Annotated in this window: 20 protein-coding genes; 9 read left to right on the top strand and 11 right to left on the bottom strand. The window is 65.3% G+C overall.

Translation table 11 applies throughout. The features are described from left to right. Positions 1 to 2 precede the first annotated feature (2 nt). Positions 3 to 779: an enoyl-ACP reductase FabI gene (fabI, locus tag HQN78_RS14355; RefSeq protein WP_107801628.1), complete on the bottom strand. Its 777-nt coding sequence runs from the start codon at positions 777 to 779 to the stop codon at positions 3 to 5. A 265-nt stretch (positions 780 to 1,044) separates the two neighbouring features. Between fabI and HQN78_RS14350 the strand changes: the two genes are divergently transcribed. The 6 genes from HQN78_RS14350 (at position 1,045) to HQN78_RS14325 (ending at position 7,348) form a co-directional block, all read left to right on the top strand. Beyond that, positions 1,045 to 1,311: an FmdB family zinc ribbon protein gene (locus tag HQN78_RS14350; RefSeq protein ID WP_107798100.1), complete on the top strand. Its 267-nt coding sequence runs from the start codon at positions 1,045 to 1,047 to the stop codon at positions 1,309 to 1,311. Between the two features lie 6 nt (positions 1,312 to 1,317). Further along, a complete protein-coding gene (locus tag HQN78_RS14345) occupies positions 1,318 to 1,986 on the top strand; it encodes a DUF502 domain-containing protein (RefSeq protein ID WP_081550658.1) in 669 nt (222 codons plus the stop codon). An 84-nt stretch (positions 1,987 to 2,070) separates the two neighbouring features. After that, positions 2,071 to 3,864: an aspartate--tRNA ligase gene (gene aspS, locus HQN78_RS14340; RefSeq protein ID WP_227106853.1), complete on the top strand. Its 1,794-nt coding sequence runs from the start codon at positions 2,071 to 2,073 to the stop codon at positions 3,862 to 3,864. Positions 3,865 to 4,154: 290 nt separating this feature from the next. Next, positions 4,155 to 4,769, top strand: coding sequence for a peroxiredoxin (locus tag HQN78_RS14335; RefSeq protein WP_107798102.1), 615 nt, complete (start codon positions 4,155 to 4,157; stop codon positions 4,767 to 4,769). A gap of 138 nt (positions 4,770 to 4,907) precedes the next feature. Then, positions 4,908 to 6,110: a GGDEF domain-containing protein gene (locus tag HQN78_RS14330; RefSeq protein ID WP_235084435.1), complete on the top strand. Its 1,203-nt coding sequence runs from the start codon at positions 4,908 to 4,910 to the stop codon at positions 6,108 to 6,110. After that, on the top strand, positions 6,107 to 7,348 hold the full coding sequence (locus HQN78_RS14325; RefSeq protein ID WP_227106857.1) for a GGDEF domain-containing protein: 1,242 nt from the start codon (positions 6,107 to 6,109) through the stop codon (positions 7,346 to 7,348). The genes HQN78_RS14330 and HQN78_RS14325 overlap by 4 nt, the downstream gene beginning before the upstream one ends. 76 nt (positions 7,349 to 7,424) lie before the next feature. On the opposite strand, the gene HQN78_RS14320 is transcribed toward HQN78_RS14325, so the two are convergent. Next, positions 7,425 to 8,711 carry an MFS transporter gene (locus HQN78_RS14320; protein ID WP_235084432.1) on the bottom strand — a complete coding sequence of 429 codons (1,287 nt, stop codon included), beginning with the start codon at positions 8,709 to 8,711 and terminating at the stop codon, positions 7,425 to 7,427. 100 nt (positions 8,712 to 8,811) lie between these two features. Continuing rightward, positions 8,812 to 9,411: an arylesterase gene (locus HQN78_RS14315; protein ID WP_107798106.1), complete on the bottom strand. Its 600-nt coding sequence runs from the start codon at positions 9,409 to 9,411 to the stop codon at positions 8,812 to 8,814. 2 nt (positions 9,412 to 9,413) lie between these two features. Between HQN78_RS14315 and HQN78_RS14310 the strand changes: the two genes are divergently transcribed. The 3 genes from HQN78_RS14310 to HQN78_RS14300 are packed head-to-tail and all read left to right on the top strand — an operon-like array spanning position 9,414 to position 13,175. Next, positions 9,414 to 10,106 (top strand): ABC transporter ATP-binding protein, encoded by a 693-nt coding sequence (locus HQN78_RS14310; RefSeq protein ID WP_048414370.1) that lies wholly within the window; start codon positions 9,414 to 9,416, stop codon positions 10,104 to 10,106. Continuing rightward, positions 10,103 to 12,595, top strand: coding sequence for an ABC transporter permease (locus HQN78_RS14305; RefSeq protein ID WP_107798107.1), 2,493 nt, complete (start codon positions 10,103 to 10,105; stop codon positions 12,593 to 12,595). The genes HQN78_RS14310 and HQN78_RS14305 overlap by 4 nt, the downstream gene beginning before the upstream one ends. A gap of 55 nt (positions 12,596 to 12,650) precedes the next feature. Next, positions 12,651 to 13,175, top strand: a complete 525-nt coding sequence (locus tag HQN78_RS14300) for a DUF2946 family protein (protein WP_235084430.1) — start codon at positions 12,651 to 12,653, stop codon at positions 13,173 to 13,175. Between the two features lie 201 nt (positions 13,176 to 13,376). Here HQN78_RS14300 and HQN78_RS14295 read toward each other — a convergent pair whose 3' ends face one another. The 8 genes from HQN78_RS14295 to HQN78_RS14260 all read right to left on the bottom strand — a co-directional run bounded on the left by HQN78_RS14295 (position 13,377) and on the right by HQN78_RS14260 (position 20,605). Then, entirely contained in the window at positions 13,377 to 14,648 is a 1,272-nt protein-coding gene (locus tag HQN78_RS14295) for an MFS transporter (protein ID WP_235084428.1), read from the bottom strand. Positions 14,649 to 14,719: 71 nt separating this feature from the next. Further along, positions 14,720 to 15,418: a FadR/GntR family transcriptional regulator gene (locus HQN78_RS14290; protein ID WP_235084425.1), complete on the bottom strand. Its 699-nt coding sequence runs from the start codon at positions 15,416 to 15,418 to the stop codon at positions 14,720 to 14,722. Between the two features lie 92 nt (positions 15,419 to 15,510). Further along, a complete protein-coding gene (locus tag HQN78_RS14285; protein ID WP_235084423.1) occupies positions 15,511 to 16,986 on the bottom strand; it encodes a flagellar filament capping protein FliD in 1,476 nt (491 codons plus the stop codon). A gap of 170 nt (positions 16,987 to 17,156) precedes the next feature. Continuing rightward, positions 17,157 to 17,420 (bottom strand): hypothetical protein, encoded by a 264-nt coding sequence (locus HQN78_RS14280; protein WP_107798111.1) that lies wholly within the window; start codon positions 17,418 to 17,420, stop codon positions 17,157 to 17,159. A 263-nt stretch (positions 17,421 to 17,683) separates the two neighbouring features. Beyond that, positions 17,684 to 18,358 carry a molybdate ABC transporter permease subunit gene (gene modB / locus HQN78_RS14275; RefSeq protein ID WP_107798112.1) on the bottom strand — a complete coding sequence of 225 codons (675 nt, stop codon included), beginning with the start codon at positions 18,356 to 18,358 and terminating at the stop codon, positions 17,684 to 17,686. Continuing rightward, positions 18,355 to 19,083 (bottom strand): molybdate ABC transporter substrate-binding protein, encoded by a 729-nt coding sequence (gene modA / locus HQN78_RS14270; RefSeq protein ID WP_107798113.1) that lies wholly within the window; start codon positions 19,081 to 19,083, stop codon positions 18,355 to 18,357. The genes modB and modA overlap by 4 nt, the downstream gene beginning before the upstream one ends. Before the next feature lie 57 nt (positions 19,084 to 19,140). Beyond that, positions 19,141 to 19,821, bottom strand: coding sequence for a DUF3313 family protein (locus HQN78_RS14265; protein WP_107798114.1), 681 nt, complete (start codon positions 19,819 to 19,821; stop codon positions 19,141 to 19,143). 106 nt (positions 19,822 to 19,927) lie between these two features. Continuing rightward, positions 19,928 to 20,605: a DUF3313 family protein gene (locus HQN78_RS14260; RefSeq protein ID WP_235084421.1), complete on the bottom strand. Its 678-nt coding sequence runs from the start codon at positions 20,603 to 20,605 to the stop codon at positions 19,928 to 19,930. Positions 20,606 to 20,680 lie beyond the last annotated feature (75 nt).

Genomic DNA, 20,680 nt, shown 5'->3' with positions numbered 1-20,680 from the left:
CCTCAGGCCTTGATGTGATGGCCGCCATCGACATAGATGGTCTGGCCGGTCAGGCCGCGGGCGGCTTCGGAGATCAGGAAGGCGCAGGTGGTGCCCACGTCCTCGATTTCCACCAGGCGGTTTTGCGGCGCGCGGGCGATGGCGTCCTCGATCAACTGGTCGAAGTGGGCGATGCCGGAGGCGGCGCGGGTGCGCAAGGGGCCGGGGGACACCGCGTGCACGCGGATATTCTTGGCGCCCAGCTCGCTGGCCAGGTAGCGCGACACGCTTTCCAGCGCCGCCTTGACCGGACCCATGATGTTGTAGTTCTCCACCACCTTGTCGGCGCCGTAATAACTCATGGTGATCAGGCTGCCGCCCTGGCTCATCAAGGGTTCGGCCAGACGCGCCATTTCGATGAAGGAGTAGCAGGACACGCGCATCGCCTGCTGGAAGCCTTCCAGCGAGCAGTCGGTGACGCGGCCGTGCAGATCGTCCATCGGACAATAGGCGATGGAGTGAATGACGAAATCCAGTTTGCCCCATTGCTGACGAATGGCCTCGAACACCGCTTCCATCTGCCCCGGCTGTTCCACGTCCAGCGGCAGCACCAGCGGCGAACCCAGCTGGTCAGCCAGCGGACGCACGTATTTTTCCGCTTTCTGGTTCAGGTAGGTGACGGCGAACTCCGCGCCCAGGTCGCGCAGCACGCTGGCGCAGCCGTAGGCGATGCTGTTCTCGTTGGCGATGCCTACGATCAGGCCTTTCTTGCCGGCAAGAATGTTGCGAATGCTTTCCATCTGACCCTCTTGGTAAACCATGTGACCTCCGGGATTTGTAGGGTTGCAGGGCAGTATTGCGGGCTAATGAAGCAAAGGGATTTTTGTATTGACGATTCAGTCGGATATAATCGACGATTTGGCGGGAACGAAGGCTTGATCTTGGGGGCGTTCGTCCGCATCTGTCCGACTAGGCATGCCGAGCGTAAGTTCACGCTCGGATAGTGCAGTGCAGCATGAGTTCGGTTTATTATGCCATCATGATTACTGGTGGGGAAGCAAAGCTATGCCAATCTACGAATACCGTTGCGGCGCCTGCGGCGTCGCCAAAGAGCATCTGCAAAAACTCAGCGACGAGCCTGTCGCGCAATGCCCGGCCTGCGGCAGCGCGGAGTACCGCAAGCAGCTGTCCGCGGCCGGCTTCCAGCTGAAGGGTTCCGGCTGGTACGCCACGGACTTCAAGGGCGGCGCGTCCGCGTCCGGCTCTTCCTCCTCCGCGTCTTCGGACAGCGGCGGCGGTCATAGCTGCGGCACCGGCTGTGGGTGCGCGTAAACCTCGATGACGCCGCAAATCAAAATGACGCTTAAGGGCTATCTCGTCACCGGCTTGCTGGTGTGGCTGCCCTTGGCCGTGACGCTGTGGGTGTTGAACCTGATCGTCACTTCGCTGGACCAGACGCTGAACCTGTTGCCGCAGGAATGGCAGCCGGAGGCCTTGCTCGGCTTCCATCTGCCGGGCCTGGGCGTGGTGCTGTCGGTGCTGATTCTGTTGGGCACCGGCATGCTGGCCGCCAATGTGCTGGGTCAGCGCGTGCTGGACATGTGGGACGCGCTGCTGTCCCGCATCCCGGTGGTGAAAAGCATTTACAACAGCGTCAAGCAAGTCAGCGACACGCTGTTGTCCGACTCCGGCCAGGCCTTCAAAAAGGCGCTGCTGGTGCAGTTCCCTCATTCCGGCATGTGGACGGTGGCGTTTCAAACCGGCCCGCTGCCTGAAGTCGTGTCCGAATCGCTGTCCGACGACGAGTTCATCGGGGTCTACGTGCCCACCATCCCCAACCCGACCTCGGGTTATTTCGTGATGGTGGCCAAGAAGGACACCCGCGCCTTGAACATGAGCGTGGACGAAGCGTTGAAATACGCGATCTCCATGGGCATGGTGGCGCCGAACCCGCCGCCGGCCGCCCAGCGTCCGCGTCTGAACGACGAACATAATCGGCAGGGCTAGACCGACACCCTGTCTAGCCCTTAACGCCTTTCTTTCCCCCGGGCGGGGAAGCCTCACCGAATTTGAATAAAAGGGTTTACCCAAATGCGTACCGACTATTGCGGACTTATTGACAAGAAATACCTCGGCCAGACCGTTACCGTGAAGGGCTGGGCTCACCGCCGCCGCGACCATGGCGGCGTGATCTTCATCGACCTGCGCGACCGCGAAGGCCTGGTGCAGGTGGTGATCGATCCGGACACCCCGGAAGCGTTCCAGCTGGCCGACAGCAGCCGCGGCGAATACGTGCTGTCCATCACCGGCATCGTGCGCGAGCGTCCGGCCGGCACCGCCAACAGCAAGATGATTTCCGGCGAGATCGAAATCCTGGCCAAGGACATCGAGATCCTCAACGCCGCCGCCACGCCGCCGTTCCAGATCGACGACGAGAACCTGTCCGAGAACGTGCGCCTGACCAACCGCGTGATCGATCTGCGCCGTCCGGCGATGCAGAAAAACCTGCGTCTGCGCTACAAGGTGGCGATGGGCGTGCGCAACCATCTGGACAAGCAGGGCTTCATCGACATCGAAACCCCGATGCTGACCCGCTCCACGCCGGAAGGCGCGCGCGACTACCTGGTGCCGTCCCGCGTGCACCCGGGCGAATTCTTCGCGCTGCCGCAATCGCCGCAGCTGTTCAAGCAATTGCTGATGGTGGCCGGCTTCGACCGCTACTACCAGATCACCAAGTGCTTCCGCGACGAAGACCTGCGCGCCGACCGTCAGCCTGAATTCACCCAGATCGATATCGAGACCTCGTTCCTGAACGAGGACCAGATCATGGACATCACAGAGGGCATGACCAAGGAGATCTTCCGCGACGTGCTGGGCGTGGAACTGCCGCAGTTCCCGCGCATGACTTACGCCGACGCGATGTTCTACTACGGCTCCGACAAGCCGGACATGCGCGTGGACCTGAAATTCACCGAACTGACCGATGTGATGAAGTCGGAAGAGTTCAAGGTGTTCCGCGGCGCGGCCGACATGGCGGGCGGCCGCGTGGTGGCCCTGCGCGTGCCGGGCGGTTCCGGCCTCAGCCGCAAGGAAATCGACGACTACACCCAGTTCGTCGGCATCTACGGCGCCAAGGGTCTGGCCTACATCAAGGTCAACGACGCCAGCAAGCCCACCGAAGAAGGCCTGCAGTCGCCCATCGTCAAGTTCCTGTCCGCTGACGGCCTGAAAGCCATCATCGAGCGCACCGGCGCGCAAAACGGCGACATCATCTTCTTCGGCGCGGACAAGGCCAAGGTGGTGAACGAGGCCATCGGCGCGCTGCGCATCAAGATCGGCCACGAACACGGCCTGGCCAACGGCTACTTCGTCAAGGAATGGCGCCCGCTGTGGGTGGTGGACTTCCCGATGTTCGAACACGACGAGGACGACGACCGCTGGACCGCCTGCCACCATCCGTTCACCAGCCCCAAGCAGGGCCACGAGGACCTGATGGCCACCAATCCGGGCGCCTGCCTGGCGCGCGCCTACGATATGGTGCTGAACGGCTGGGAAATCGGCGGCGGCTCCATCCGTATCCACCGCGCCGAGATCCAGGAAAAAGTGTTCGGCGCGCTGAAGATCAGCCCGGAAGAGCAGCAGAACAAGTTCGGCTTCCTGCTGGACAACCTGAAGTTCGGCGCGCCGCCGCACGGCGGCCTGGCCTTCGGCTTGGATCGTCTGGTGACGCTGATGTGCGGCGCGGAGTCCATCCGCGACGTGATCGCCTTCCCGAAAACCCAGCGCGCCCAGTGCCTGCTGACCAACGCGCCCAACGCGGTGGACGACAAGCAACTGCGCGAACTGAACTTGCGTCTGCGCCAGAAGGCGGAGCCGTCCGCTTGATGCCGGTTTGACGCGATGCCGACGGCCGCTGCCATGCAGCGGCCGTTTTTTATTCCGGGCCGGCCGGAGACGTCGGCTTGAACCTTGCGCTTTTGGCCCAATCTAATAGCGGCCTCATACTTGTAAGCGAGCGCCTGCCGGGCCGACATTGCAAAACTTTATCGCAACGATATGGATTTACAATTTGCCGATGTCGGCGGCCCTGTTTTATAAAGCCTCGCATTCCGCCGCGTTTCCCGATGCCCGAACAGGGAAGCGCAGTCATACCAAGACCTTTAAGGAGATCCGCAATGGCCGTACTCGTTGGCAAACAAGCCCCCTTCTTCGATGGCGCGAAAACCTTCTCCGCCGTGCTGGGCGATGGTCAGATCGTTGACAACTACTCCTTCAAGCAAGCTACCGCCGGCAAGTACGCGGTAGTGTTCTTCTACCCGCTGGACTTCACCTTCGTGTGCCCGTCCGAGCTGATCGCTTTCGATCACCGCCTGGCGGACTTCAAAGCCAAGAACGTGGAAGTGATCGGCGTGTCCATCGACAGCCAGTTCTCCCACGCCGCATGGCGCAACACCCCGGTGGAAAAAGGCGGCATCGGCCAAGTTGGCTATACCCTGGTGGGCGACATCCAGCACGAACTGTGCAAGGCCTTCGACGTTGAAGCCGATGGCGGCGTCGCTTTCCGCGGCTCCTTCCTGATCGACCGTTCCGGCGTGGTGCAGCACCAAGTGGTGAACAACCTGCCGCTGGGCCGCAACGTCGACGAAATGCTGCGCATGGTTGACGCGCTGCAATTCACCGAAGAGCACGGCGAAGTGTGCCCGGCCGGTTGGAACAAGGGCAAGAAAGGCATGAAGCCGAGCGCCGAAGGCGTGGCTTCCTACCTGGCCGAAAACGCCAAGGACCTGTAATCCGTCTTTAACGGATTGCGTCCGACCCTGCCCCGCGCGCCTTGGCCCGCGGGGCTTTTTCTTGCGCGGCCTTGGCCGGTTTGGCGCATTGCTCGCTATAACTAACAATAAGTTTCCAAAATAGGACAGGCCCAAGCCATGTCTTTGCCGATCAGCCAGCTGGACAGCTTCACCATGCTGCATGCGATGCGCTCCACCCACCTGTCCGTGCCGCACGCCTTATTGGGCGCGGCCCTGCTGACCGGTCTGGAATGGGGGCGGGCGCCGCTGGTGGCCGCCTTGCTGTGGCTATTGCTCTTCAGCCTGCTGCTGCTAAGCCTGTGGGGCACCACGTGGCGCGCCTGCCGCTGCCCCGAGCACGACGCCTGGCAGATCGCCGCCTTGCATAGGCGTTTTTCGGCGCAGATCGTCGCCGCGGGCGCGGGCTGGGGCCTGGCCGCCTGGATTCTGATGCCCGGCGACGATCTGACTTACAGCCTGATCGTGGTGCTGTGGGGCATCGCGGTCAGCGCGGTGCAAGGCGCGATGCTGTCCGCGCGCCGGGAGCTGTTTTACGGCTTTGTCGGCCCGCTCTGGGGCTTGCTGCTGCTGCGCATGTTTCTCTCGCCGGAAGCGGTGCTGCGCTGGGTGGGCGCTTCCGGCATCATCTATTGCCTGTCGCTGACGCTGTTCACCGCCTTATTGCATCGCTTCGCGCTGGAATCCATGGGGCAGCGAGCCGAAAACGCCAGCCTGATGCGCGAGTTGACGCTGGAACAGACGCAGCTGGACAGCTACAACGCGATACTGGAGCGGCAAAACATAGAACTGGACGGCGCCGTGGAGCGCATCAGCGAACTGGCCTCGCGCGATCCCTTGACCGGGGTGCTGAACATGCGAACCCTGATGCGGGAAATGGAGCGCCTGTTGGAGCTTTCGGAAACCCAGGGCGCGCCTTTCGCCATCGCCATCATCGACCTGGACCATTTCAAGCGCATCAACGACAGCTGCGGCCATGCGCGCGGCGACGAAGTGTTGCAGCAGCTGTGCGAGCTGGCGCAGCAGGCCCTGGCGGACGGCGAGCTGTTCGGCCGTTACGGCGGCGAGGAGTTCCTGCTGCTGGCGCCGGCCTGCAGCGGCGCCGAATTGAGCCGGCGCATGGAAACGCTGCGCGACAAGGTGGGCGGCTGGGACTGGCGGCGCTGGACCGGCGACTTGCCGGTGACCTTGTCCTGCGGCGTGGCCGCCTGGCGGCGGGGCGTGGATCCGCTGGGCTTGCTGCAACAGGCGGACAAGGCCTTGTACCAGGCCAAGGCGCAAGGGCGGGACTGCGTCTGCCTGGCGAGAGAGGCCGGGGCGTGAGGCGAAGACTGGGCATTCTGATGCCGTTTCCCTGGCAGGCCGCGCACCCGCAGCTGGAGGCGGAGCTGGTGCGCCAGTTCGTCTCCATGCTTCAGCTCTCTATCCTGCAGTCCTTCATCGCCATTCCCCTGTTTGGCGTGCTGATGTACGGGCACGCGCCCGGCTGGCGCATCCTGTGCTGGGTGGGCATGTTCCTGCTGATGCAGCTGCTGTTCGCGCGCCTGGTCTACCGCTTTCGCCGTTACGCGCATACCCAGGACCAGGTGTTCCGGCATTACCAGGCGCTGCGGCAACTGATGCTGTTCAGCGCCTTGGTGTGGAGCATGATGATGTGGTTCATGTTTCCGCAGGAGGAAGGGCCCTACCGCATCGTGGTGGTGCTGTGGCTGGCCGGCGGTTTCGCCGCGGTATGCCTGCTGCTGGCGCCGTGCCGCGATCTGCACCTGACCTTCTTCGTCGGCTACTGGGTGTATCCGCTGTACCGCTTCCATTGCGAGGGCACCTTGCTGTACAGCGCCTTGCTGGTGGGCGCGGTGATCTTCATCCTGGTGCAATGGGAGTTCCTGTCCAGCTTCAACCCCCTGCTGCGCGACACCGTGAGGCTGCGCGAGCGCAATGCGGTGGTGCTGCGCCGGCTGCAAGATCTGTACGCGGAAAGCGCGGCCAAGCGGGAACTGCTGGAACAGCGCAGACAGATGCTGCAGCAGGCGGCGGAGCAGATGCATCTGCTGGCGGACTCCGACGTGCTGACCGGCTGTTTGAACCAGCGGGCCTTGCGCTGCCGCATGGTGGAGCTGGATCAGTCCGACGCGGGCCCCTGGAGCCTGGCGATGCTGGATCTGGACGAGTTCAAGCAGGTGAACGACCGTTTCGGCCACTTGGTGGGCGACCAGGTGCTGCAGCAGGCGGCCAAGCACATCGCCTCCTGTCTGGAGGCCTGGATGACGCTGGCGCGCTACGGCGGCGAGGAGTTCGTGGTGCTGGCGCCGGGCTTGGCGCCGGAGGGCTTGGCGGAAAGAATGGAGGCGGTCAGGCTGCGCCTGGCGCAGGCCCAGTTGGACGGCTTGCCGGAGGGTTACGCGCAGACGGTGTCCATCGGCGTGGCCGGCCAGCCGCCGCTGAACGGCAGCCAGCAGGCTTTGTTGCAGGCGGACGCCGCCTTGTACCGCGCCAAGGCGTCCGGTCGCAACCGGGTATGCCTGTGGAACGCGGAGCCGGAGCGGGGCCAGGCCGGCTGAGCTGCTGATCAAGGCCCGCGGCGTTTCGTGAGCGCCGCTCCGGCCGGCTCGCGCGCCGCCTGTGCATGCCGTTTCTTCAGCTGTTTTCGCCTTGTCTCGCGCGGGCTTGCGAGAGCTTGTACGGGTTTGAGGGCGCCGGCTCGGGCTCATTAGCGAGCATGGCGCGCAGCGCCGGCTGCTGGATCAGCGCCGACAGACAAACGGCGGCGGCGCACAGCCACCATAGCGCAATGCCGCCCACGGCGCCGTACAGCCAGGTGCCCAGCGCCGGGGCGAACAGGGTGCGGCCCTGCCACACCGCGTTGTACAGCCCCAGATAGCGGCCGCGAAGCCGGCCTTCCGAGCGGTGCATCACCAGCATGGCGTAGCAGGGCGATACCAGCAGTTCGCCCAGCGTCAGCGTCGCCATCATCAGCACCGCCCACAGCGGACCCTGGCCCAGGGTCAGCCACAGGAAGGCGAAACCGGTCAACAGCACCCCGGTTTGAGTGCTGGCCAGCAGGCCCCAATCCAGAATGCGGCGGCTGATGGCGATCTGCAGCGCCACCACCATCAGGCCGTTCAGCGTGAACAGATAACCCACCCATTGCGGCCCCAGCTGGTAATGCTCGCGCAGGAACAGTCCCAGCGTCACATAGATCTGGTCGAATACCGCGGTCATCAGCACCATGCCCAGCAACATGCGCAGAAAGGGCGCGTCGCGCCAGGGGCCTTGGCGGCCGCCGGCGTCTTCGCCGGCCCGCGGCGGCTCTGCGTGGGCCGCGCCGGCGCGGCGGTAGGCCCAGGCCAGCCATAGCGCCGCGCTCAGCGTGGCGGCGGCGTTGGCGGCGTAAACCCAGCCATAGCCGATGGCGGCCAGCGAGCCGCTGAGCAAACCGGCGCCGGCGACGCCCAGGTTGAAGGCCACCCGCAACATGCCCTGGGCCACCGCGCGCTGCCGCGGCAGACAGGGCTCCAGCGCCAGGCGCAGATTGACCGGCCGGAAAGCGCCGTCGGCGAAACCGGAGACCAGCAAGACCGGCGCGAACAGCCATAACGGGATGGCGAGCGCCAGCAACAGCAGGCACAGGCCGGAAACGGACAGGAACAGCGTGGCCAGCTTGCGGCCGTCGAAGCGGTCGGACAGCGAGCCGCCGTTGAGGGAACCCAGCAGCGCGCCGGCGCCGTAGGCCGCCATGGTCAGACCGATCTGCGCATAGCCCAGCTGGTAGCTCTCGCGCAGATAGAGCGGCAGGAATAGTTTGGAAATGCCGCCGATATTGTTGATCAGGCTGCACAGCACCTGGATGTAGACCGTGGCGGGCAGGCCGCGATAGGGGGACAGCAGGCGTTTCAGCCAGGGGGAAGGGGGCGGGCGGCTCATAAGAATCCAGGATATGATTATGCTTTTGACTTATCTTGCTGCGTTGTAACGAAGAAAGTCAACACCATGAATATCCGTCCGCCCGTGACGCCGCGGCTTTTCAGCTCAGCGGCAGCTTGGCCTTGACCGTGCGCATCATCGCGGGCTGGGCGGCGGCGACCGGGTGCAAACCATCCGGCTGGAACTTGGATAGATCGGCCTCGAATCCGGCCACCAGCAGCGGAACGAAGGACAGGCGCTCGCGCCTGGCCAGGTCGGCGTAGGCTTTGCGGAACTCGGCGCCGTATTGCGGGCCATAGTTCGGGGGCAGGGCCATGCCCACCAGCACCACCTTGGCCTTGCTTTGTTTGGCCAAGGCGATCATCTTGGACAGGTTGCCGCGCATTTGCTCCAGCGGCAGGCCGCGCAGGCCGTCGTTGGCGCCCAATTCCAGCACCACGATGTCCGGGCGATGGCGCGCCAGCGCGTCCGGCAGGCGGGCCAGGCCGCCGGCGGTGGTTTCGCCGGAAATGCTGGCATTGACGATGCGGTGCTTCGCCCCCATCTCCTTGGCGAGCAGGCTGACCCAGCCCTGGCCGGGAGAGAGGCCGTAACCGGCTGACAGGCTGTCGCCGAAGACCAGTATCGTCGCGGCGGACGCCGGCAGCATCAGCAGGCACAGGCCGGCGGAAAGTAGAACTTTGCTTAGTATCGAGCGCATAAATGAATCCAATTGAAACCCAGGCGGTGTTGGCGGCCAGCGAGCTGGCCAAGCAGGTGCATTTCCACGGCGAGCCGCTGAATATCCTGCGCAGCGCCACGCTGACCCTGTATCCGGGCGAGAGCGTGGCCATTGTCGGCGCTTCCGGCTCCGGCAAGTCTACCTTGTTGTCCCTGTTGGCGGGGCTGGATCATCCGTCCGGCGGCGAGGTGTCCTTGTTCGGCCAGGCGCTGTCCGGCTTGAGCGAAGACGCGCGCGCGCTGCTGCGCAGAGACAAGGTGGGGTTCGTGTTCCAGAATTTCCAGCTGATGCCGCAACTGACCGCGCTGGAAAACGTGATGCTGCCGCTGGAGCTGGCCGGCCGCGCCGACGCGCGCGAAGCGGCGCGGCAGATGCTGGACCGCGTCGGCCTCAGCCATAGGCTGGGCCATTATCCGCGCCATCTGTCCGGCGGCGAACAGCAGCGGGTGGCCTTGGCGCGCGCCTTCGTCATTCATCCCGGCCTCTTGTTCGCCGACGAGCCCACCGGCAATCTGGACCCGCACAGCGGCCGCCAGATCATCGATCTGCTGTTCCAGCTCAACGCCGAACAGGGCACCGCCCTGGTGCTGGTCACCCACGACACCGAGCTGGCCAGCCGCTGCGACGCCATCTACCGGCTGGTGGAAGGCAAGCTCAACGGGGCGCGCTCATGACTCTGGCCGGCCGCTTGACCCTGGTGTTGCGCTTCATCCGCCGCGAACTGGTGTCCGGCGAACTGACCATCCTGGCCCTGGCCCTGGTGGTGGCGGTGATGGCGATGAGCAGCGTGGCCTTTTTCTCCGATCGCGTGGAACGCGCGCTGACCACCCAGGCCACGCAGTTGCTGGCCGCCGACCTGGTGCTCAACGGCAATCAGCCGGCGCCGGACCCCATCCGCCGCGAGGCGGAAAAGCGCGGTCTGCGGCTGGCCGACAACATCAGCTTTCCCTCCATGGTGTTTTCCGGCGGCCAGGCGGCTTTGGCCACGTATAAATCGGTCAGCGACAACTACCCCTTGCGCGGCGAAGTCAGCGTGCGCCTGGCCGACGGCCGCGTGGAAACCGGCAGCCTGCGGCCGGCCGCGGGCACCGCCTGGGCCGACGCCCGCCTGATGCGGCGCTTGAAGCTGAAACTGGGCGACACCCTGGGCGTCGGCGGCGCGCAACTGCGGCTGGCCGGCGAAATCGTCCGCGAGCCGGACGGGGCGATGGACTTGTACAACTTCGTGCCGCGGCTGATGTTCAACCGCGCCGACCTGGCCGCCACCGGCCTGATCCAGGAAGGCAGCCGTGCGCGCTGGCGGCTGATGTTCGCCGGCGACGACCGCGGCATCGCCGACTTCCGCCAGTGGCTGGACAAGGCCAAGCCCAAGGACGCGCGGCTGGAAAACGTCGAGGAGGCGAGGCCGGAAGTGCGCACCGCGCTGGAGCGCGCGCGGCGTTTCCTGGGCCTGACCGCGATGTTGACCGTGGCGCTGGCGGCGTCGGCGGTGGCGCTGGTGGTCCGCCGCTATCTGGCGCGCCATTGGCAGCAGGTGGCGGTGCTGCGCTGCCTGGGCCTGACGGCGGGCGAGGTGTGGGGGCTGTTCGTCAGCCTATTCCTCTTGCTGGGCCTGCTGGCCGGCGCCTTGGGCACCGCCGGCGGCTTCGGCGTGCAGCTGGCCTTGATGCGCTTGGCCAGCGGCTATGTCGGCGAAATACTGCCGGACCCGGGCTGGCTGACCTGGCTGGTGGGGCCGCTGGCCTCGCTGGTGTTGCTGGCCGGCCTGGCTCTGCCGCCCTTGATGGGCATACGCGACGTGCCGCCGGCCGCGGTGCTGCGCGATGAATTGACGCCGACCCGCCAGGGCGTGCTGGCGCCCTTGCTGGCCCTGGTGGCCTTGCTGGGCCTGGCCGCCTGGCAGGTGGGCGATCTGGCGGTGGCCGGCTGGCTGCTGGCCGGCATGCTGGGCTTTTTCGCCGCCGTGGGCGCGCTGGCGCTGGGCGTGGTCTATCTAATGCGGCGGCTGCCGCGCGGACGCCGGGTGGGCTGGCGCTTCGGCATCGCCAATATCGCGCGCCGCCACTGGCTGGCGGTGATCCAGATCGTGTCCTTGTCGGTGGGCCTGATGGCCTTGCTGACGCTGACCATTGTGCGCGACGACCTGATCGGCGCCTGGCAGCGCAGCGTGCCGGCGGACGCGCCGAATAAATTCGTCATCAATATCCAGCGCCACCAGCTCGACGGCGTGCGCAACGCCTTCGCGGTGGAGGGACGCGCGGCGCCGGAGCTGGCGCCCATGGTGCGGGCGCGGCTGATCGCGATCAACGAGCATCCGGTGCGGCCGTCGGCTTACGAGGACGAACGCGCGCGTCGGCTGGCCGAGCGGGAGTTCAACCTGTCCTGGCGCGACGAGTTGCCGCCGGGCAACAAGCTGACGGCGGGCCAGTGGTGGCAGCCTCAGAAACGGATTCCGCCGCAGTTCTCGGTGGAGCGCGAGCTGGCCGCCACCTTGGGCATCAAGCTGGGGGACACGCTGGTCTTCGATCTGGCCGGCACCGCTTACCGCGCCAAGGTGAGCAGTTTGCGGGAGGTGCCGTGGGACAGCTTCCGCGTCAATTTCTTCGTGATCGGCACGCCGGGCCAGTTCAGCCAGCAGCCGGCCAGCTGGATCACCAGCTTCCGGCTGGAGGCGGCGGACGAGGACTTCGTCAACCGCCTGGTGGGCGAGTTTCCCAATCTGACCGTGATCGACGTCGGGGCGATCCTGAGCGAGGTGAGGGCGATGATGGACAAGCTGTCGCGCGGCATCGAAGCCATGTTCGGCCTGGCCCTGGCCGCCGGCGTGCTGGTGTTGTGGGCGTCGCTGGCGGCCACTCGCGACGAGAGGCTGTTCGATGTCGGCCTGATGCGGGCGCTGGGGGCGTCGCGGCGGCAGGTGCGCAGCGTGGTGCTGGCGGAGCTGGCCTGGTTGGGCGCGTTTTCCGGTTTATTGGCGGCCTTGGGCGCCATGGGCATCGGCGCTTTGGCTTCGGTCAAATTGTTCAATCTGCCCTTGGTGTTCAATCCGTGGCTGTTGCCCGCCGGCGTCGCCAGCGGCGCGCTGGTGGTGGTGGTGGCCGGTTGGCCGCTCGTGGGGCGGGTGACCAGAACGTCGCCGATGGCGGTGTTGAGAGCGATCTGAGTGTAGTGGTCAAAGCTGAGAATCAAGCGGGAGCAAGCCCGCAAGGAGACGCATGATGGATGCGATAGTACAGGCGGCAATGGCCAAGTGGCCGAACGTGCCCGCCGTGTTCGGCTGGCTGCGGCTGGATGCGCGCGGCCAGTGGTGGATCAAGGACGAACGTCTGCAGCACGAGGCGATGGTGGAGTTTTTCGGCCGCAATTACAGCCGCGACGGGCTGGGGCGCTGTTATGTGCAGAACGGGCCGCAGAAAGTCTATGTGACGCTGGACGCCGCGCCGCTGGTGGCGCGGCGCACTCCGTCGGGCTGGCGCACGCTGCCCTACGATGACGACGTGCCGGCGCGCTCCGCCTGGCTGACGCCGGAGGGCATGTTGCTGATCGAGATCGGCGGCGAGCTGGCGGCGGTGGACGACCGCGACCTGGCCGCGGTGCTGGAAGAAGGGGCGCCGGGCTGGGACGGCGATATGGACTTGCTGCCGGACCGGCTGGCCTTGGGCAAGAGCGCCATTCCGCTGGGCAAGGAGAGCCTGCCGGACTTGTGGCGGCGTTACGGCATCGTCGGCCGGCCCAAGGGCTGAGCCGTTTCATCTCCAAACAAAACCCCGGGCAAGCCCGGGGTTTTGTTTGGTCCGCGGATGGCTTAGAACCGGTTTACGATCTCGCGAGCAATGGCGAGACAAGGCGAAAACGGCTGAAAAAGCGGACACGGTACATGAGCATTTTGAAGCCGTACTCACCGTGTAACGCTCCACGACGCGTAGCAGATCGTAAACAGGTTCTTAGAGCGGACGCGACTCCACCTGCACCAGACGCTTGCGCCCGGCCAGCATGCCCATGGCGAAGGTGGCGGCGGAGATCAGCGAGAACAACAGGCCCAGCGGCCACAGCGCGTGGGTCTGGTCGCGGATCAGGCCCACGCTGAGCGGGCCGAGCGAGGCCAGAGCGTAGCCGACGCCCTGAGCCATGCCGGACAAATGGGCGGCGACATGGGGGTCCGGCGAGCGCAGCGCCAGCAGGCTCAGCGCCATGCTGAACAGGCCGCCCTGGCCCAGGCCCAGCAGCACCGCCCAGAACAGCAGGCTGTCGGTCGGCGCGAACAGCATGCCCAGCAGACCGCTGATCACCAGCGCCACGGTGGCGGCGATCGGCGGCCGCTGGTCGCGGCAGCGCTGTCCCAGGGCCGGCACCAGCAGCGAGGACAGTACCTGCACCATGATGGAGATGGACAGCAGCAGGCCGGCGTGCAGCGCGGTCTCGCCGCGGTCAATCAGAATGGACGGCAGCCAGCCGAACACGATGTAGGCCATCGAGGACTGCAGGCCCATGAACAAGGTCACCTGCCAGGCCAGAGGGTCGCGCAGCAGGCCGCGCACCAGCCATTGGCCGTGGTGGGACGTCTGCCGGCTCCGCGTCTGCGGCCACCACACCAGCAGCGCCAGCAGCGCCGGGCTCGCCCAGATCGCCAGCGCGCCCTGCCAGTTGTTCCCCATCCAGCGCATCGCCGGCACGGTCAGGCCGGCGGCCAGCGCCGCGCCCAGGCACAGCGCCATGGTGTAGACGCCGGTCATCAGGCTGACCTGGGCGGGGAAGTCGCGCTTGACGATGCCGGGCAGCAGCACGCCGATGATGCCTATGCTGGCGCCGGCCAGCGCCGAGCCGGCGAACAGGCCGAATTGGCCGAACTGGGTGCGCAGCAAGATGCCCAGCGCCAGGGTCACCAGAATCAGCGCGATGGTCTTTTCACTGCCCCAGAGGCGGGCCAGCCGCGGCGCCAGCGGACCGAACACGCCTAGGCAAGCGACCGGCAGCGTGGTGAGCAGGCCGGCCATCAGGCCGCTGAGCCCGCGGCTGGCGGCGACGTCGTGCAGCACCGGGGACAGGCTGGACAGCGCCGGCCGCAGATTGACGCCGACCAGGATCAGGCCCAGCAGCAAGAGCCAGGGACGGTGCAGCGCGGGGCGCTGGCTTTGCACGCCGGCGTCGTCGATCTCGGCGTCGATCAGTGTGTCTTCAACCTGCAGATGATCCGGCATGGATTTGGGTGTGGACATGGGTTTTCCTTCTGCGCTTTTGTTGTTGTCGGAGTCGGCTCCCCGCGCCTGGGGGCCGGCTCAAATCGGGCTTAATCCGTGTTGGAGCGATTCAGCAAGCGGTCCAGCGCCTCCAGCAAGGGGCGGGTGATGGCGGCGGCAGCGCGCGCCGCCTCGTCCGGCCGGCGCTGGCGTATGGCTTCGTAAATGGCCTGGTGGGCGGCGAGGTCCGGGTCCGGCAAGGCCTCGTCCAGGATGGATTGCTGCACGTGCTGGCGCACCGCGCGCGAAAAATAGGCGTAGAGCTCGGCCAAAGCCTGGTTGCCGCTGGCGTTGGCGATGGCGAGATGAAATTCCAGATCCCGCTCGATGAAGTCCTCCAGCGGCTCCTGCGGCAGGCGTTCGCCGCGCCGCGCCAGCGCGTCCGCTATCGCGCTGAGATCCGCGTCCGGGCAGCGGCCGGCCGCCAGCCGCGCCGCGCTTTCCTCCAGCATGCAGCGTACTTCCAAGTGCTCGCGCAGGCTGGCGCGGCTGATGGCGCGCATCGCCTCGCCGGGGTTGACCGTGGCGCGCACATAGCTGCCGTCGCCCTGGCGCACCTCCAGCAGGCCGGCGTAGAGCAGCACCCGCACCGCCTCGCGCACCGTGTTGCGGCTGACGCCCAGCTGCTCCGCCAGTTCCGGTTCGGTGGGAATGCGAGCGCCTATCGGCCAGTCGCCGTCCGCCAGACGTTTGGCGATGTTTTCCACGGCGATGTCGACCAGCGAGCGTTTATAGGGCAGCGCCAGCATGCGGCCTCCTTATTCATCCAATCATCCGATGAATTTTAACGAGACAATACGGCGCAGGCAATGCTAGATGAAAAACAAATAGCAAATATCAATCATGCATAAGTGGAGATGCCGTTGCCGCTGTTGCCGGACAGGCCCAGGCCGTTGTTCAGAATCTGGGAATTGACCGCATAGGGCGCGCCCAGAGAGTAAACCATCGCGTACAGCGATAGCGCGCTGATCTGCTGCGCGCTCAGCTGGATGGTGCCGGACTGGTTGCCGGTCAAGGAGGCGAGGTTGGCGGGGACGGTGTTGGACGTCGGGGTGGCCGACTGACGCAGCTGCAGGCTGAATTGCATTTTCTGCAAGGCGGTCAGGGTTTGCGGAATGGTGCCGTTGCCATAGGAGGCGTAGCTGTTGGCCAGCCAGTTCAGCGCCCGGGCGGCGGTGTAGAGCAGATTGGCCACGCCCTGGGAGTCGCCGCTGTAAGCGCTTTGCAGGCTGTTGTTGCTCAGGCTGAGGCTGCCCATTTGGCCGAACTGCTGTGGATATTGAAAATTGAGGCCGATCTGGTTCAGCTTGACCAGCAGCGAGCTGCCGTTGCTGTAACTGGCGCCGGCCTGCTGGTTCATGCTGTTGGCCAATTGCTTGGCGATGGGGTCGCGGCTGAGCAGGCCGCCGCTGACCAGCAGCGCGTTCAGGCTGCCTTGCAGGGTGTTGAAGGCGTCGGCCAGCGATTGCGCCTGCCCGTTGAGGCCGTTCAGATCCAGCTTGACCGAGATATTGGTGCTGCCGGTGGACAGCAAGTCCATGGATACCGAGGCGCCCAGCGAGATGCCGCTATTGCCGGCGTTGGAGCCGGAGGCGCCGTTGATCAGGTAGTTGGCGTTTTGCGCGGCCTGGGTCTGGGTCAGATTCTGCCCGCTGCCCACCGCCTGGGTCTGGTCGAAAGCCAAGCGCGACAAGCCGTTCTGATCCGTGTTGTTGCCGTCGTTGTCGCTGACCAGGATCTGGAAATTGTTGCTGGCGCCGGTCTGGGCGGCGCTGATCTGCAATTGATAATTGCCGGAGGCGTTCTGCACGATATTGGCCACCATGCCGACGCCGGAGCCGTTGATGGCGGTGGCGATGCTGGACAGCGTGCCGTTGCTGATGGAGAGCGTGGCCGAGCTGCCGCTGGGCGTGAAGCTGCTGGCCGAGGTGGACGATGTGTAGGCGTAGCTGCCGGTCTTGATGGTCAGGCTGCCGCTGCCCACCGCGGTGCTGCTGGTGTCCGGCAGCGTGAAGGCGGTGACCGCGCTGTGAGCCTGGGCCAGTTGCGAGACGGATACGCTGTAATTGCCGTTTTGCGCGCCGGCGGCGGTGGAGACGCTGGCCACCGACGGATTGCTGCTGCTGCCGCTGATGGAGTTGTTGACCGCGTACGGGGAATAGATCTGTTGCAGGCTGTCTTGGAAGATGTTCAGGCTGGACAGCAATTGGCCCAGCCCGGAAATCAGCACCACATTGGGATCGGTGCCGGCGCTTGGCGAGCTGTTGCTGCTCCGGATCAGCGGCACAATGGGCGAGGAGCCCAATAAACCGCTCAAGAGTTGGTTGTTATTGCCGAAAAGCGATAACAGCGGATTGTAATTTCCAAGGATATTGTTTGCCATGGCTCACCCGCAGAATCCCTGTTGCCACATCTCAGTGTAGGCGAAAAATCAGGGACTTGCCGGCGAGCGGGCTGTCCCGGCGGACAGGCCGCCGGGGAGGGGGCTTACTTGGCCGGAGCCGCGTCCTTCACGCATTTCTTCACGAAGCTGGCCTTGGCCGCGCCGGCGAGTTTCTTGTCGGCGGCTTTGACGTCGCAGGCTTTCTGGGCGTTGGCCGCGGCGCTGTCTTTCTCGCATTTCTTCAGGAAGCTGCTTTTGGCGGCGCCGGCCAGTTTCTTCTCGGCGGCTTTGGCGTCGCAGGCGGCGTCAGCCAGCGCCAGGTTGGCGGAAGTCAGGGCCAGAACAGCGATCATCAGGTATTTGCGCATGATTCATCCTTGGTAGCACAGGTTGTCGGGCCCATGACGGGCGAGAAAAACGATACTCCAAGTTATAGCGCATGAACACTGCGTTTTGTTGACGTCATGTAACGGTTTGCATCGATAGATGTCAGCATTGTCAGTAAACGCGGCCAGATTCGCGGTCTCTTAAGAACCGCTAAGAGAGCCTCGCGGGGAAGCTGAGCCAAGGCGCGTCGACGCAGGCAGCGCCCGTCGGGCGCAAGGCAGGTCCGGAATTTTGCGAGCGGGTCTTAGTCGTAGCGGCGCTGGCGCGCGTTGAGGCGGTAGACCAGGGCGAGGGTGGAGAAGGCGAACAGCACCAGCAGCAGGCCCAGACGGTGGGCGCTGGCGTAGTCGGCCTGTTCCACGTGGTTGTACAGCGCGATGGAAATGACCCGGGTTTCCCCTTCGATATTGCCGCCTATCATCAGCACCACGCCGAATTCGCCCACGGTGTGGGCGAAGCCCATGCTGGCGGCGGCCAGCACGCCGGAGCGGCAGCTGGGCAGGATGACGCGGGTCAGCCGCTGCCAGCGGTTGGCGCCCAATACCATCGCGGTTTCGATTTCCTCGCGCCGCACCGCGTTGAAGCTGACGATCAGCGGTTGCAGCACAAAGGGCAAGGAGTACAGCACCGAGGCGATGATCAGCCCTTGAAAGGTGAAGGCGAGGCCGGGCCAGCCCAACCAGGCGGTCAGCTGGCCGATGGGGCCGTGCGGGCCGAAGGCGACCAGCAGATAGAAGCCCAGCACCGTGGGCGGCAGCACCAGCGGCAGCGTCGCGCCGGCCTCTATCACCGGCTTGAGGCGCGAACGTGTGCGCGACAGCCACCAGCCCAGCGGCACGCACAGCAGGAGCAGGATCAGGGTGCTGATGGCGGCCAGCCGCAGCGTCAGCGCGATGGCCGCCCATTCGGAAGCCATCATTGCGCGAAGTCGTAGCCCGCTTTCTTGATCAGCGCGCGCGCCTTGTCGCCCTTGAGGAAGGCGAGGAAGGCCCTGGCCGCCGGCGTGTCGCGCACCAGCAGCGCGTCCTGGCGTATCGGCTGATGCAGCTTGGCCGGCACCAGCCAGTAGCGGTCGGAGATGCCTTGTTCCAGCAGCTGCGCGTAAGCGACGAAGGCGAAGTCGGCGCCGCCAACCTGGGCGAACTGCATGGTCTGGCTGATATTGTCGCCGGTGACGAACTTGGGTTTGAGCGCGTCGACGAGCTTGAGCGCGGTCAGGGTTTCCATCGCCGCGCGGCCATAGGGCGCGGCCGCCGGGTTGGCGATGGCCAGCTTGTTGAAGTTGCCGCCGCGCAGCGCGGCTTCGCCGGCGTCGTCGCGCTGTTTGCTCCACAGCGCCAGCTTGCCGATGGCGTAGGTGAAGCGGCTGTCGGGTTTGCCTATCTTGTCGCGCAGCAGTTCGGCCGGGCGTTCGTCGTCGGCGGACAGGAACACGTCGAAGGGCGCGCCCTGGCGGATCTGCGCGGTGAGCTTGCCGGAAGCGCCGCCGCTAGCCTTGATGTCGTGGCCGCTGGCGGCCTTGAACTCCACCGCGATCTTGTCCAGCGTCTGCTGGAAATTGCTGGCGACCGCCACGGTGACGGTGTCGGCGGCGGCGAACAGCGGGGACAACAACAGCAAGAAACTCAGTAGTTTGCGCGGCATGGTCGGCTTTCTGACAAGAGATGAGGCGACCATTATGCCGCCAGTCTGGATGCTAGCCTACTCCCCAAACGACGTAGCCGCCGCCAGATGCTGGGCCATCTGCCGCGCGTGGTGGCTGCTCCAAAGGTCAACGCGCTGTTGCAGCCATTCCGCATTGGACGGTTGCGCGTTGGCGAGGTCCATGTCCTTGCCCAGCAGATTGACGCCGCCGGCCAGCAGAAGCCCGGATTCGGAGTCTTCCAGCTGGCCCACGGTGGACACCTGGGCCAGATAGGGATCGATGTCGTCGGCGAAGCGCGCCAGATTGAGGGCGGTCTTCACGGGGCGCCGTTCCTTGGGGCCGGCCAGCTCTCTGAGCATGTCGCCCACCGCCACGCGCAGCCGGGCGATGCCCGGACCGGGCGCGGCGGCCACCGGCAGTCCCTCGCGGCAGAGCGCCCGGGCCAGGCTGTTGCGGTAGCAGGCGTCTAGGCGGTTGTGCTCGTCCGCCGCCGTCGCCAGCCATTGGCCGTCCGCTTGGCGGCCCAGGAAAATCAGCGGCTCGATCAGGATGCCGTGATAGCGTTTCAGATCGACGCCGGGCTGCAGGTACAGCACCTGGCCGGCATGCTCAGGGTTGGGATGGAAAGCTTCGCTGGGCAGCAGGACCAGATTCTCCGGCGGCTCCCCGGCGTGGCCGATATTGGCCAGCAAGGCGGAAGCCATCAGCGCGCAGGCGAGTTTAAAGAATGGTTTCATCGTGCGGGCTCAGTGGAGATTGCGTGGGAGATGGACTGCGGCCGCCAAGCGGCGTTCCCTCTATATTGTTGCGACTTTGTGACGGGGCGGACTATCTTCATGCGGCTTATCGCGTCGTCGAGGCCGTGCCGCGCCGCGTCGCCGGCGCCAGTTGTTGGCGCAGCAGCGGGGACCAGTCCTGGGTCAGTAGCTGCCGCCAGCCGTCGTCTTCGTCGCCGGAGGCGGCTTCGGCTTGCGACTGCATGGTGACGCCGCCGGCGACCACGCCCCGTCCCAGCGCGTCTTCCAATTGGGACACCGAGGACACCAGTTGCAGATAGGGTTCTATATTGGAAGCCATGCAAGGCAGTTGCAGCGCCACGTGGCTGCTGTTCAGCGGCTGGCTGTCCTGGGCAATCCGAGACTGACGCGCGGCCACCGCGATGCGCAAGCGCAGCACGCCGGCGGTGGCCACGTCGGTCAGCGCGATAGGCCAGGCCTGCAGCAGCGCGGCCACCTGGCGGCGCATGATCTGGTTGGCGTTTTCCTGTTCCGCGGTTTGCAGCAGCTGCCAGCCGCCGTCCTGCTGGCGGTTCAACAGCAGCAAAGGCTCCACGATCAGTGCGTGGTAGCCGCTCAGCGCAGCGGGGGATTGCTGGTAAGTCAATTGCTGCGGATGCCCTCCTTGTCGGAAAGCGTCCATCGGCAGGCGCCATAAATCCCTGTCGGTCTGCCGGACTGCCGCCAATCTGGCCAGCGCCGTCCAGGCCACCAATGCGCATCCCAGATTGAAGAATGGCTTCATGAAAAGACTCGCATCATTTAAGCAGTCCATTTAATCAGGTATAGAACGCGAGCAAAACTATGCAAAATGGAAAGG

This window comes from Chromobacterium sp. Beijing, assembly GCF_021496765.1.
GTDB lineage: Bacteria > Pseudomonadota > Gammaproteobacteria > Burkholderiales > Chromobacteriaceae > Chromobacterium.
The sequence above is the reverse complement of the archived record's forward strand: the minus strand, read 5'-3'. Positions and strand labels throughout refer to the sequence as shown.